We start from the raw sequence: 13,295 nt of genomic DNA, 5'->3' as shown, positions 1-13,295 counted from the left end.
TCCGGTACGACGGCGGCCCCGAGCGCCCGCCGTCGCGGTTCACGCGTACAGGTCCGGGTGCGGGGCGAGTTCGACGGTCACCCGGCCGCCGTTCTCCAGTGCCCGGACCCCCGCCTCGGCGACGGCGGACGCGGCATAGCCGTCCCAGACGCTGGGCCCGGTCACCCGCCCCGCCCGGGTGGCGTCCACCCATGCCTGCACCTCGCGGTCGTAGGCATCGGCGAACCGTACGAGGTAGTCCTGGGCCACCTCCTCGTGCGCGCCGACCGCCGTCGTCACCACCATCGCGTGCGCGTCCCCGATCCGCGCGCTCCCCGACTCGCAGACCGCCTCGCACCGCACCTGATAGCCGAAGCCGCAGTTGACGAAGACCTCGACGTCGACCAGAGCCCCGTCCGCGGTCTCGAACAGCGCGAATTGGGGATCGAGCAGGCCCTCGGGGGCGTTCGAGGACGGTCGCGGACGGAGCACGGACACGGCCGTGAGCTCCTGGCCGAGCAGCCAGCGCGCCGCGTCGATCTCGTGCGAGACGGAGCTGTTGACGAGCATCGCCGAGGTGAAGCCGGGCGGGGACGAGACATTGCGGTGCGTGCAGTGCAGCATCAGCGGACGGCCCAACCGCCCGCTGTCCAGCAGCGACTTGAGACGCTGGTACTCGGCGTCGTACCGGCGCATGAACCCGACCTGCGCCAGCCGCCGGCCGAGCCGCGCCTCGGCCTCCACCACGCGCAGCGCCCCGGCCGACTCCGGGACCATCGGCTTCTCGCACAGCACCGGCAGACCGCGCTCGAACGCCGCGAGCAGCGCCTCCTCGTGCGCGGGCCCGGGGGAGGCGATCAACACCGCCCGGACGCCGGGCGCGTCGAGCGCCGCCGACACCTCGGTGTGGACCGAGGCACCGTCGATGCCGGCCACGGCATCCTTGGCCCGGCCGGTGTCGGGGTCCGCCACCGCGGCGACCCTCGCACCACTTACCACCTGGTCGATTCGCCGTATGTGGTCGGCACCCATGTGTCCGGCGCCCAGGACCGCCACACCCAACAGCTCACTCACGCGCTCCGCACCTTTCCGCCGACACCTCGGTCCCCGTGTGCCGATTGTCGGCCGAAAAGATCAGTAACGCAGTACCCCGGCGATGCCTTTCGCATCCCCGAGGCTGCCGTCGGGGACGAAGCGGACCTCGGCGCCCGTGTCCAGGCAGCGCTCGACAATCTCGTCCACAATGTCCTCGCGGGCGTCCAGGTCACCGCTCTCGGCCGGGACCAGATGGTCGCCGCCGTCGTCGCGGACCGTCACGCGGTAATTCTCCTCGACCGCGAGGAGCCCGATGCGACCGTCGGAGGCGTTCTGCCAGACCTCGTCGACACCTGCGGCGAACGCCTTGCGGCCACGAGCCGTCTCCAGCTCACGGCTCACCGTGTCGATGCTCTTGCGCTCCTCGGCGGCGATCATCGGTCGGACCGCCTGCCACACGGCGTTGGGGGTGCCGTGCGCGAGACCGCCGTGCGGCACGTGGACGGCGTCCTTGGTGACGGTGCCGACCTCGTCGAGCAGCGAGAGCGCGGCCTGCTCGCCCGTGATGTACAGCGGCCGCGGTTGCTCGCGCAGGAGCGCGGCCAGGGCGGTGTCCGCGTCGCGCAGGAAGTGGCGGGTGCCCTCGTCGCGGAAGGTGCTCGGCATGTCGCCGATCTGCTCCTGGCGCTCCGCGTCGAAATTCTCGCGGTCCCTGGTCAGTGGGAAGCCACCCGATTGGTCCTCGACGACATGACCGGCGCCACCGTTCCACAGCGTGACCCGGTCGGGCGAGACCGCGAGGACCCAGAACGGGCGCTCGGAAGCCTGCGCGGCGACGAGGTTGCGGGTCAGGAAGGTGTCCGAGAGCACCACGCGCTCGGGCACGGTGCGGGCCAGTGACCAGACCTGGTGCTCACCCGGCGCCGCGAAGATCGCCAGGCCGTCCTCGGCGTGCGCCAGATCGACCTCGGCCAGGGCCCGCTCGAGCTGCTCGACGACATCAGTGCGCCGTTCGCGGGTGACCGAGGGGTCGGCCTCCAGCTGCTTCTTGGCCTCGGCCACGACATTGCGGAGCCGGACCGGATCCTGTGCGTTGTCGGGTTCGCGGCGGTGCGTCGGCGTCAGCACGGACACCGCCGGGTAGGGCCGCGGCCTGCGCAGCTCGGTGAGGGTCGCGGGGCTGAGTGCGTGCTCCATATCAGCACCATAGGACCGATTCGCCTATCAGGCATTTGGGGCAATTGATTGTTAGTGTCACTCGGGTCGCCAGAAGACGTTTTCCCGCATCGTGGTCGCCGTGCGACGACGCCTGTCTCCGCAGGACGCCCATGACGCAGGCCGACACGGAAACCCAGGCGCCGCCGGCTGCCAAGCGCTGGCCCGCCCGGCACGACGAGACGCTCCTGATGAAGGCGATCTACACCTTCCATCCGGACTTCGCGGGCTGCACCGTGTGGTGGAGTGACCCCGAACTGGACTGGGGCCAGGCCACATTCGAAGGCGGCGACATCATGCCGGTGGGCAACGGGGTCGTGCTCATGGGCATGAGCGAGCGCACCTCACGCCAGGCCATCACACAGGTCGCGGCCGCGCTGTTCCGGAACGGGGCGGCCGAGCACGTCATCATCGCGGGCATGCCGAAGCTGGGCTCCGCGATGCACCTCGACACCGTCTTCACCTTCGCCGATCGCGACCTGGTCACGCTCTACCCGACCAGCATGGACGGGGTCCACACCTTCTCCCTCCGCCCGAGGGACAAGGCACCCAGGCATCGAACTCACCGACGAAGGCTCGCGGCCCTTCACCGACGTCGTCGCCAAGGCGCTCGGCCTCTCCGAGCTGCGGGTCGTCGAGACCGGCGGCGACGTGTACGCCTCCGAGCGGCAGCAGTGGGACAGCGGCAACAACGCCGTCGCCCTGGAACCGGGCGTGGTGTTCACCTACGACCGCAACACCCAGACCAACACCCTGCTGCGGAAGGCCGGGATCGAGGTCATCACGATCGTCGGCGCCGAGCTCGGGCGGGGGCAGGGGCGGCGGCCACTGCATGACCTGCCCCATCGTGCGCGACCCCGTCGACTTCTGACCCTCAGAAGGCGTCCGCATCTGCTGCGGCCCAGTCCGTGTCCCAGGAGGCGGGCGGCTCCTGGAGCAGGACCCCGGGCGCGAGCCACTCGTAGAGCTCCGCGTACGACCGCACAGTCGTCGGGTCCGCACGCCGGAGCAGTTGGTGAGGCCCGAGCTCGCCCGGATCCCGTACCCCCATGGCGGCCATGATCCGGCTCGCGCTGCGCACGGTCGCCCGCTGGTAGCGGTGGACGCGCTCGGACTTGTCGGCCACGTCCAGGGCGCGGACCCGGCGCGGGTCCTGCGTCGTGACGCCCACGGGGCATCTGTTCGTGTGGCAGCGCCGGGCCTGGAGGCAGCCCAAGGCGAACATCATCGCGCGGGCCGCGTTCGTGTAGTCCGCGCCCTGCGCCAGCCGTTTGACGATGTCCGAACCGATGGCGACCTTGCCGCTCGCGCCGATCCGCACCCGGTCGCGCAGCCCCGTACCGACCAGCGCGTTGTGCACCGTGATCAGCCCCTCGGTGAGCGGCGTGCCGAGGCTGCCGGCGAACTCCGGCGGCGCGGCTCCGGTGCCGCCCTCCGATCCGTCGACCACGATGAAGTCGGGCGTGACACCCTCGGCGAGCATCGCCTTGCAGACCGCGAGAAACTGGCGGCGCGAGCCGACGCAGAGCTTGAAACCGGTCGGCTTTCCGCCCGCCAACTCCCGCATACGGGCGAGAAAGCGCACCATTTCACGTGGCGTCGAGAACACCTGGTGGTACGGCGGTGAGATCACCGTCCTGCCCTCCGGGACGTCGCGCTCCCGGGCGATCTCGGCGTTCACCTTGGCGCCGGGCAGCACTCCGCCGAAGCCGGCCCCCGCTCCCTGGGAAAGCTTCAGCGACACGCACTTGACCTCCGGCAGCGCGGCCTTGTCCGCGAACTCCCGTGCGTCGAAGCCCCCTTGGGGAGTGCGGCAGCCGAAGTACCCCGTGCCGATCTCCCAGATCAGATCGCCGCCGCCCCGCAAGTGGTACTCCGACAGGCCGCCCTCGCCGGTGTCCTGCGCGAAACCGCCCAGCGCCGCACCCCTGTTGAGCGCCAGGATTGCGTTCGAGGACAGCGCCCCGAAGCTCATCGCGGAGACGTTGAGCAGGGCCATGTCGTACGGCTGGGTGCAGTCGGGACCTCCGACGCGGACCACGGGCGGCTCCTGAGGCACCTCGACCGGAAGCATCGACGGTTGCAGGAACTCGTACCCGTCCTGGTACAGGTCCCGCTCGGTGCCGAACGGCTCGTCGTCCTCGACGCCCTTGGCGCGCTCGTACACGATGCCGCGCACTTCACGGTCGTATGGGCGCCCGTCGTCATTGCGCTCCACGAAGTACTGCCGCAGCTTCGGGCGCAGGGCCTCGATGAGGAAGCGGAGGTGGCCGAGCAGCGGATAGTTCCGCAGCATCGAGTGGCGGCGCTGCCCCAGGTCCCAGACGCCGAGCACGGTCAGCGCCAGCAGGAGACCCGCAGCGAACCACCACCAAGGCGAGACGGCGCGCACCAGGACCAGCGCCCCGGCGGCGCCGAGGGCGACGAGCAGCAGCGAGAGCATCCGGCGCACACCATGAGTCAAACCCATGGGGAGGAAATGGGCGAAAGAGAGCATTCCGCTCGGACTCCCCGGGATGTTTGGGGAAGTCTTTGCTCATGGCCGATTCCCGTGCGGGACGGCCGGGTGCAGGCCGAATCCGCGAGTCCGGCAGTGGCAAAGCGCGGCCAAAAAAGTGGGGGTGGCTGGGCCGATTGGATTACGGACGTGTTGACGGCTCTGTGTACATGAAACAGCCTCGTCATATAGCTGCTGAATACAACTGGTTTTGCGTAAGCGGTCGTACATCCCGGAAACCGCAGGTCGGCGCCGCGCTCCACGCGAACCGGACGCAGGAGGTAACGCATGTGCGGCATCACCGGATGGGTCTCCTTCGACCGCGACCTGCGCGCCGAGACCGGCACATTGGATGCAATGGCCGAGACGATGTCCTGCCGGGGACCCGACGACCGGGGCACCTGGGTCGACGGTCCCGCCGCCCTCGGACACCGCAGGCTCGCCATCATCGATCTGCCCGGCGGGCGCCAGCCGATGACCGCCGAGACGCCGGACGGCACGGTCGCGCTCGTCTACTCGGGGGAGACCTACAACTTCACCGAGCTGCGCCGCGAGCTGTCCGACCGCGGGCACCGCTTCTCCACCGACTCCGACACCGAGGTCGTCCTGCGCGGCTATCTCGAATGGGGCGAGCAGCTCCCCGGGCGGCTCAACGGCATGTACGCGTTCGCCGTCTGGGACGGCCGCCACGACAAACTGGTGATGATCCGCGACCGCATGGGCATCAAGCCCTTCTACTACTACCCGACGCCCGACGGTGTCCTGTTCGGTTCCGAGCCCAAGGCGATCCTGGCCAACCCGCTGGTCCGCCCCCGGGTCCGCCTCGACGGCCTGCGAGAGCTGTTCGCCCTGGTCAAGACGCCCCGGCACGCCGTGTGGGACGGCATGCACGAGGTCGAGCCCGGCACCGTCGTCACCGTCGACCGCATCGGACTGCGCCGCGATGTCTACTGGCAACTGGAGACCCGGCCGCACACCGACGACCGCGACACCTCCATCGCCACCGTCCGCTCGCTCCTCGAGGACATCGTCCGCCGCCAGCTCGTCGCCGACGTGCCGCGCTGCACCCTGCTCTCCGGAGGCCTCGACTCCTCCGCCATGACCGCACTCGCGGCCCGGCAGCTCGCCGAGCACGGCGAGAAGGTCCGCAGCTTCGCCGTCGACTTCGTCGGCCAGGCCGACCACTTCGTCGCCGACGAACTGCGCGGTACGCCCGACACGCCCTTCGTGCACGATGTGGCCCGCGCCTCCGGCACCGACCACCAGGACATCGTCCTCGACTCGCACGCCCTCGCCGATCCGGACGTACGGGCGAAGATGATCCGCGCTCGTGACCTCCCCATGGGCTTCGGCGACATGGACGCCTCGCTCTACCTGTTGTTCCGGGCCATCCGCGAGCACTCCACGGTCGCGCTCTCCGGGGAGTCGGCGGACGAGGTCTTCGGCGGCTACCTGCAGTTCTTCGACGAGGAGGCCCGCCGCGCCGACACCTTCCCCTGGCTCGTCCGCTTCGGACAGCACTTCGGCGAAGACGCCGAGGTACTGCGACCGGACGTCGCCAAGGCGCTGGATCTGGAGTCGTACATCGCCGAGGGCTACCGTACGGCCGTCGCCGGCGTCCAGCGCCTCGACGGCGAGAGCGACTTCGAGTACCGCATGCGCCGCATCTGCCACCTCCACCTCACCCGCTTCGTACGGATCCTGCTCGACCGCAAGGACCGCGCGAGCATGGCCGTCGGCCTGGAAGTCCGGGTGCCGTTCTGCGACCACCGGCTCGTCGAGTACGTCTACAACACGCCCTGGTCCCTGAAGTCCTTCGACGGCCGGGAGAAGAGCCTGCTGCGGGAGGCGACCGCGGACCTGATCCCGAAGTCCGTGTACGACAGGGTCAAGAGCCCCTATCCGTCCACTCAGGACCCCAAGTACGCGGTCGCCCTCCAGGAGCACGTCAAGGACCTGCTGGCCCGCCCCTCGCACCCGGTCTTCGACCTCGTCGACCGCGAAAGGGTCCGCCGGGCCGCACACCGCGACACCCCGCAGATCACGCAGGCGTCGCGGCGCGGCCTCGAACGGACCCTCGATCTGGCGCTCTGGATGGAGATGTACGCCCCGGAGGTGTCGCTCAGCTGAGCCCGAGCGCCTTGTCCGCGGCGGCCACGGACGGCTTCCACCACGTCGTCACCGGCTCCCACACGAGGACGGTGTCACCGGCGCCCAGCTCCTTCGCGGTGAAGGACCGTCCGGCATACGCGGGGTTCGCGGAGACCCCGATGGAGTCCACCCGGCGGGCCTCCGGGTCGGCCGGGTCGGCGATCGTCCGCACGGCCGCGTACGCCGTCCTACCCGCGCTGATGCGGTAGGGCCCGCTCTCCCCGGCGGGAGTCGGCAGGGCGGCGCCGTCGAGGTCGCCGAAGGTGACGGTGGGGATGCGGTCGACGGTGCAGGCGCGCGTGGAGCGGTTGGTGACGCTGATGTGCACGACAGTGGGGTCCGCGGACTGCTCGGCCCGCAGCTTGAGCGCCTTCTCCGCGCATTTCGCGGGCTGAGCGGCCTTCGCGGCCCCGGTGGCGGCCTGCGCGCTCTGCGGTGCGGCCGAGCCGCTCTGCGGTACGGCCAGGAGCAGCGCGGTGGCGGCGGTCGAAAGGACGAGAACGGTTCGGATGCGCATCGTTGGAGTTCCCCCTGGCGTGGTCACCTGCGGATACGGCGTGCCCGGTCGCGGCGACGCCTGCTCAGTGTGACGGCCGGGGTGCACAAGGGGTTGTAGCCGAGTTGTCCGTGTTACGCGGTTGTGGCTCTTCCCGGCCCGCGTACCCGGGTTCAGTCGTCGGATTCGGGCCCGCACGAGCTGCCGCTGTCCGGCAGGGACCCGTACAGCAGGAAGTCGTCGACCTTCTGGTGCACGCACTTGGAGGACGTGTAGCCGGTGTGCCCCTCGCCCTTGTTGTCGAGCACGACGGCCGACGAGCCGAGCCGCTTGGCGGTCTCCAGCGTCCAGCGGTACGGGGTCGCGGGGTCGCCGCGGGTGCCGACGAGCAGCATCTTCGAGGTGTGGACGTCGTGCACCTTGTCACGGATGTAGTCGGTGCCCTTGGGACGCCCGTAGCACAGCAGCACCTGGGTGAGCCGGAACTGCCCGAAGACGGGGGACGCCTCTTCGTACGAGGCGCGGAGCTTGTCGATGTCCTTGGTGACCTGCTCCGCGGTGGGCCGGTCGGGGTCGTCCGCGCAGTTGATCGCCATCAGAGCGGCGGGAAGGTTGTCGACGGGGATGTCCTGTTCGTCGACGAGGCCGCCGTCGTGTCGGGCAGCCGCGGCGGCGCCCGGGAAGGCGACGCCTCCCGACAGCTGCGAGAGTCCGCGGGTGTCGCCGTCCTGGACGAGTTGGCTGAGGGCCCGCTCGAGGGTGGGCCAGTACTCCTTGCTGTACATCGCCTGGCTGAGGGCGCCCACGAGATCCTGGCCGGAGAACTGCTGGCCGAGGCCCGTTGGGACCGGGTCCTTGTCGAGCGAGTGGACGAGCTGGACGACCTGCTGTCGCGCGCTGCGCGGATCCTGCCCGAACGGACAGTCCACGTCCTTCGTGCACCAGGTGAGGAAGTCCTCAAGGGCGGTCTGCTGTCCCTCGGCGCTCACCAGGCCCTGTTCGGACAGCGGTTCGGTGAGTGTGTCCACTCCGTCGAACACCAGCCTGCCGACCTTCTTGGGGAATTGGGACGCGTACACCGCGCCCAGCCGCGTCCCGTACGAGAAGCCGAGGTAGTTGAGCGTCTTGTCGCCGAGTGCCTGGCGCATGACGTCCAAGTCCCGGGAGGCGTTGACCGTGCCTATGTGCGGCAGTACGGGACCGGAGTGCTTGGCGCACAGCTCGGCTGCCTTCTTCACGATCTTGAGGGCGGCCTGCGGATCACTGCTGTCGGCGGTGGTGTCGACCGCTTCGGAGGCCTCGTCGGCGCCCTCGCCGCAGCTGACGGGTGAGGACCGCCCGACGCCGCGGGGGTCGAAGGTCACCACGTCGTAGCCGTTCGTCAGGCCCATGAAGTCCTTGCCCGAGAGGGCGAGCTGGCTGATCCCCGCGACTCCGGGGCCGCCGAAGTTCAGCAGCACGGAACCCCTCGACTTGCCCGTGGCCCGATAACGGGCCAGCGCCACGTCGAGCGTCCCGGCACCCGGGCGCGCGTAGTCCAGCGGGACGGTCACCTTGCCGCATTGCAGGTCCTTGGGCAACCCGTCGCCCTTGCACGCCGACCACGAGATCTTCTGGCGGTAGAAACGGGACAGATCCGGGCCGTCGGCGGCCTTCGCCACCGCGGGCACCCCGGCCGCCAGCAGGGCCAGGGTCACGGTCGCGGCTCCGGCGAACGCGCAGCGTTGGTGCACGGACAGCATGCATGCCTCCAGGGACCCCCGGCGGTGGACCGGCGATGCCCCCTCGCTCACGATAAGCGCGGGTCCGGGGCCACGCCTCTGGGCGAGCGGAACGGGCCGACGTGCCTTGCCGTGCGCGCCGCACGACGGTCCGTTCCGCTCGCACACCCCGCGTGCCAGTTCGAAAACCGCGACGCTCGATGGAGTGAAAGACCGATAAGCCATAACTCGGATGGTGCTTCCGCGTTTTACGCCATGCGGGCGAGTGCTCGCGACCATGTCTGGAAGGCAGGGAACCTATGAAACGGGTTACCCGAAATGGTTTGATCGCCGCTGCCGCCGCCTCGGGCGCGCTGGCCGTGACCATGCCGGCGCACGCCGACTCCGGGGCGGACGGCACCGCGGCAGGTTCGCCCGGGCTGATCTCCGGAAACACCATCCAGCTCCCGGTGCACGTTCCCGTGAACGTGTGCGGGAACACCGTGAACGTGGCCGGGCTGCTCAATCCGGCCGCGGGCAACAGGTGCGCCAACGAGAGCGACGGCGGTGGGGCCGGGCAGCCCGGCAGGACGCACGGCGGTGCCGTCGCGCACGGCAGCGGAAAGGATTCGCCGGGTGTGCTCTCGGGCAATGACGTACAGCTTCCGGTGCATGTGCCGGTGAATGTCAGCGGCAACTCCGTGACGGTGGGCGGTCTCGGCAACGCGGCCACCGGCAATGAGTCCACGAACACCTCCGGACCCGCCCCCAAGCCGTCCGCGCCGCCCAAGGCGCACCCGCGTCCCCAGGCGCCCCGGCACACCCCGCAGCAGCCCGTCGCCTCCCTCGCCCACACCGGCGCGGACCAGACGGTGCCCGCGATCGCCGGGAGCGCGGCCCTGCTCCTGGGCGGGGCCGTCCTGTACCGGCGGTTCCGGCCCGCCGCGGTGCGCTGATCCACGGCCCACCGAGGACGGAAGGACCCACCGGGCCGATGACCGGTGGGCCCTCCTCGGCTCCCTCACCCGGCGGCGTTCAGCAGATCGAGAGCGCTCTGCTGCCGGGCCGCGTCGATCCCGTCCAGGGGGCCTGACCAGCGCAGACCGTACTGATCGAGGGCGTTGCGGTCCCCGCCGTACGCGGCGTCGGCCTGCCTCCTCAGATACGCGGTGTACGGATGGTCGGGCAGGGCGGAATTGAGCTTGCCGAGGCCGCGCACATGGGCGCCCTTGAAGGACGGGCCGTCCGCTCCGCAGTCCCCGCTCTCGCAGGGGTCCCGCAGAATGCCGTCCGCGGTGTTGAGCGCCGACGAGGTGGTGGCCGCGTCGGCGATCTGCCGCGCCGTGGTGAGCGGCGCGTTGTCGCCGGTCGCACGGTTCAGCTCGGTGAGCGCTCCGAGGAGTACGCCCTGGTTGTACGACCACACGGTGCCGCCGTTGTTCCGACAAGTCGACAGGCTGATGCCGTCGTTCACCAGGTGCGCGGAGTTCACCATGCCCGTCGACTGGAACCAGGACCAGCCGGCCCGGGCGCGCGCGAGGTAGCCGCCGTCGCCGGGGATGTGGTTGTGCAGCGCAGCGTTGAGCTGGATGTAGAGCGAGTTGGCGATCGCGTTCTTGTACGTCCTCGCGGTGCTCCACCACACCCCGCCGCCGCACGTGGTGTCCCAGTACGCGGCCATGTGGTCGGCGTCGGCCCGGGCGGTGTCGAGGTAGCGGCTGTCGCCGGTCAGGTCGTACGCCGCCACCCAGGCGAGTCCCCACCAGCCGGTGTCGTCGATGTAGTCATTGCGGAACTGCCCGCCCTGCGCGCCCAGTTGGCGATCGTAGGTGGTGGCGACGGCGTACCGGTAGCTGCCCATGCCGGTGACCCGGATGTTGTCGATCAGGGCGGTGAGCGCGTTGGCCGAGTTCCACCAACCGGTCGTGGCGAACAGGCCGGTGGAGTTGTCGTAGAACATCATCTGGGCCGTCGCGGCGGCCGTCCGCCGCTCGCCTGCGTTCCATGTCGTACGCGCCCACGCGGTGCACGCGATGTCGCCGCGGTCGCCGGCCTTGCCGCAGGCGCGCAGGGCGCCGACACCGTGGCTGTTCCAGTCGTCGACGTTGTACATGAGGGTGCGCCAACCCCGTTGCCCCGCGGGCACGGTGGTGTCGCCGAGGCGGCTGCCCGAACTCCAGGTGCGGCCGCCGTCGAAGGAACGGTCGAGCCACACCTCGTCTCCGGGGCTGCCGTTGTCCAGCGATGCCCAGCCCATCGCGTCCGTGTCGTCGAAGTGGAGGGTGAAGGAGCGCGAGAAGAGAGTGGTGGAGACCGGGGCGCGGTCCTGCGGGGAGAGGGCGGGGTCGCGGGCGTCGCAGTACTTGTTGCAGATGGTCGCCGTGGGTGCAGCCGCGGATGGCTGGGGGAGGGCGAACCCTGCGGAGACGGCGAGGACGAGGGGTAGGGCTCTTCGCAGACAGCGCGACAAGGGAGACAACGTTGTCATCGTCGGTCGACCTCTGATCGAGAGGGGGAGTGAGAGCGCTCTCGGAAGCTAGCTGCGTGACGCGTCCGCGTCAATGTCATCGCGCAGGATGCTGTACCGCACGCCGTCGCGCCACCGCCCGTCGCGGAACACGACGCTGCGCAGCACGCCCTCGCGGGTGAATCCGGCCTTCTCCAGGGCACGTTGCTCGGCGATGTTGTCCGACTCGGTGTCGGCCTCGATGCGCATCACGAGCGTGTGGGCGAAGAGGTATCGGACCAGTTGCCGCTGCGCTTCGGTCCCCACGCCCTTGCCGCGCGCCTCCGGCAGCAGACCGATCCCCATGTTCCAGTAGTGCGTGGTCCGGCTGGAGACGATTTTCCGCCAGGCGACGAACCCCAGCCGCTGGTCGTCCCGCACGACCATCAGCTGGCCCGAGTCCTCGGTGATCAGACCGGTCTCCGCCCACTGACGCCGCCAGCGCCGGATGTCCCACCAGCCGAACCACTGGAAGGGTTCGGCTGTCCGCGGCTCAAGCAGGAACCGTTCCATGACGGGCAGGTCGTCTTCGGCCACCGGGCGCAAGGTCACGCGTTCGACGCTCATGAAGGGCAACCCTAGGCCGGACGGGCGGTGGGCGGCGCTGGAAGCGGGATCCGCTCGGGGATGCGGGAGATCCTGGCCAAATCCCCTCCCGCGCCCGGTGATCGCCGCTGCGAACGGGGTGAAGATCGGGAAGGATGCTGCGGGTGCGACCGACCACCCACCACCGCGACCCCGTTTGGAATGGAGCGCCCACATGACCTCTCCGGGACCTGAAGACCTCGTCGTCTCTCGCGCCTCGCTCGACGACTGGAAGGTGGTCGGCGGATGGGCGGCGGACGAGGGATGGAATCCCGGGCTGTCCGACAGCGCGAGCTTCTTCGCCCAGGATCCCGAGGGCTTCTTCATCGGCCGGATCGGCAAAGAACCCGTCTCGGCCGTCTCGGTGGTCAACTACGGCGCCGACTACGCCTTCCTGGGTTTCTACCTCGTACGCCCAGACCTCCGCGGCCGCGGCTACGGCATCACCACCTGGAAGACGGCCCTCGCCCACGCCGGCGGCCGCACCGTCGGCCTCGACGGGGTGGTCGCGCAGCAGGACAACTACCGCCAGTCCGGCTTCGAACTCGCCTACCGCACCGTCCGTTTCGGTGGAGTCGCCCCAATGGGGGAAGCGCCGCCGGGGGTCAGGCCCGCCGAGGAGGCGGACCTCGCGGCGATCATGGCGTACGACAGCGCCTGCTATCCCGCCGACCGCACGCGCTTCCTGGAACGGTGGCTGACCGGGCCGGGCCACCGCACCTTCGTCCGTCTCGCCGACGACGGGCACCTCACTGGCTACGCCGTGATCCGCCCGGCCCGCGACTCCCTGCGCGTCGGACCGCTGTTCGCCGACACCGCCGAGGACGCCCGGGCGCTGTTCGCCCAGCTGTCCGCCGACGCCGCCGGAAGCGAGCTCGCCATCGACGTCCCCGAGACGAACACCGCGGGCATCGCCCTTGTCGAGGAACTCGGCCTCGCCCCCTCCTTCGAAACGGCGCGTATGTACACGGGCCCGATCAGGCCGTTCGCCCAGGAACGCGTCTTCGGCGTCACGACGCTGGAGCTCGGCTAGGCGGTTCGTCGTGGGTCCGCGCCGCGGTGCGACAGGGAGACACACGCCACATTCGTCCATGTCACATCTCGTCGAGCTGTCCCGTCATAGAGACGTAT

At 70.1% G+C, this 13,295-nt stretch carries 10 protein-coding genes and 1 pseudogene; 4 read left to right on the top strand and 7 right to left on the bottom strand.

From position 1 onward, the window contains the following. Positions 1–39 precede the first annotated feature (39 nt). The gene (locus ACZ4RZ_RS05080; RefSeq protein ID WP_467742139.1) at positions 40–1,053 is read right to left on the bottom strand and encodes a Gfo/Idh/MocA family protein; all 1,014 of its coding nucleotides are present in this window, start codon (positions 1,051–1,053) and stop codon (positions 40–42) included. Between the two features lie 60 nt (positions 1,054–1,113). After that, positions 1,114–2,211 (bottom strand): baeRF3 domain-containing protein, encoded by a 1,098-nt coding sequence (locus ACZ4RZ_RS05075; protein WP_467742137.1) that lies wholly within the window; start codon positions 2,209–2,211, stop codon positions 1,114–1,116. A gap of 179 nt (positions 2,212–2,390) precedes the next feature. Between ACZ4RZ_RS05075 and ACZ4RZ_RS05070 the strand changes: the two are divergent. After that, a pseudogene (locus ACZ4RZ_RS05070) lies at positions 2,391–3,100 on the top strand (arginine deiminase family protein); the annotation flags it as partial. 3 nt (positions 3,101–3,103) lie between these two features. Here the strand turns inward: ACZ4RZ_RS05070 and ACZ4RZ_RS05065 are convergent. Beyond that, positions 3,104–4,672, bottom strand: a complete 1,569-nt coding sequence (locus ACZ4RZ_RS05065; protein WP_467743054.1) for an FMN-binding glutamate synthase family protein — start codon at positions 4,670–4,672, stop codon at positions 3,104–3,106. Between the two features lie 342 nt (positions 4,673–5,014). Here ACZ4RZ_RS05065 and asnB point away from each other — a divergent pair, with 342 nt between their 5' ends. Continuing rightward, positions 5,015–6,856 (top strand): asparagine synthase (glutamine-hydrolyzing), encoded by a 1,842-nt coding sequence (gene asnB, locus ACZ4RZ_RS05060; protein WP_467742135.1) that lies wholly within the window; start codon positions 5,015–5,017, stop codon positions 6,854–6,856. On the opposite strand, the gene ACZ4RZ_RS05055 is transcribed toward asnB, so the two are convergent. Continuing rightward, positions 6,849–7,394, bottom strand: a complete 546-nt coding sequence (locus tag ACZ4RZ_RS05055) for a DUF4232 domain-containing protein (RefSeq protein ID WP_467742133.1) — start codon at positions 7,392–7,394, stop codon at positions 6,849–6,851. The two genes, asnB and ACZ4RZ_RS05055, sit on opposite strands and share 8 nt — an antisense overlap. 152 nt (positions 7,395–7,546) lie before the next feature. Next, positions 7,547–9,115, bottom strand: a complete 1,569-nt coding sequence (locus tag ACZ4RZ_RS05050; RefSeq protein WP_467742131.1) for an alpha/beta hydrolase — start codon at positions 9,113–9,115, stop codon at positions 7,547–7,549. Positions 9,116–9,393: 278 nt separating this feature from the next. On the opposite strand from ACZ4RZ_RS05050, the gene ACZ4RZ_RS05045 reads away from it, so the two are divergent. Next, complete coding sequence (locus ACZ4RZ_RS05045; RefSeq protein WP_467742129.1) at positions 9,394–10,029, top strand: chaplin; 636 nt, start codon at positions 9,394–9,396, stop codon at positions 10,027–10,029. Between the two features lie 65 nt (positions 10,030–10,094). Here ACZ4RZ_RS05045 and ACZ4RZ_RS05040 read toward each other — a convergent pair whose 3' ends face one another. Together ACZ4RZ_RS05040 and ACZ4RZ_RS05035 are read right to left on the bottom strand one after the other, a co-directional pair. After that, positions 10,095–11,561 (bottom strand): glycoside hydrolase family 76 protein, encoded by a 1,467-nt coding sequence (locus ACZ4RZ_RS05040; protein WP_467742127.1) that lies wholly within the window; start codon positions 11,559–11,561, stop codon positions 10,095–10,097. Between the two features lie 48 nt (positions 11,562–11,609). Then, positions 11,610–12,146, bottom strand: coding sequence for a GNAT family N-acetyltransferase (locus ACZ4RZ_RS05035; RefSeq protein WP_467742125.1), 537 nt, complete (start codon positions 12,144–12,146; stop codon positions 11,610–11,612). Between the two features lie 193 nt (positions 12,147–12,339). Between ACZ4RZ_RS05035 and ACZ4RZ_RS05030 the strand changes: the two genes are divergently transcribed. Continuing rightward, a complete protein-coding gene (locus ACZ4RZ_RS05030; protein ID WP_467742123.1) occupies positions 12,340–13,197 on the top strand; it encodes a GNAT family N-acetyltransferase in 858 nt (285 codons plus the stop codon). Positions 13,198–13,295 lie beyond the last annotated feature (98 nt).

The organism is Streptomyces sp. NPDC027189 (assembly GCF_055566975.1).
The sequence above is the reverse complement of the archived record's forward strand: the minus strand, read 5'-3'. Positions and strand labels throughout refer to the sequence as shown.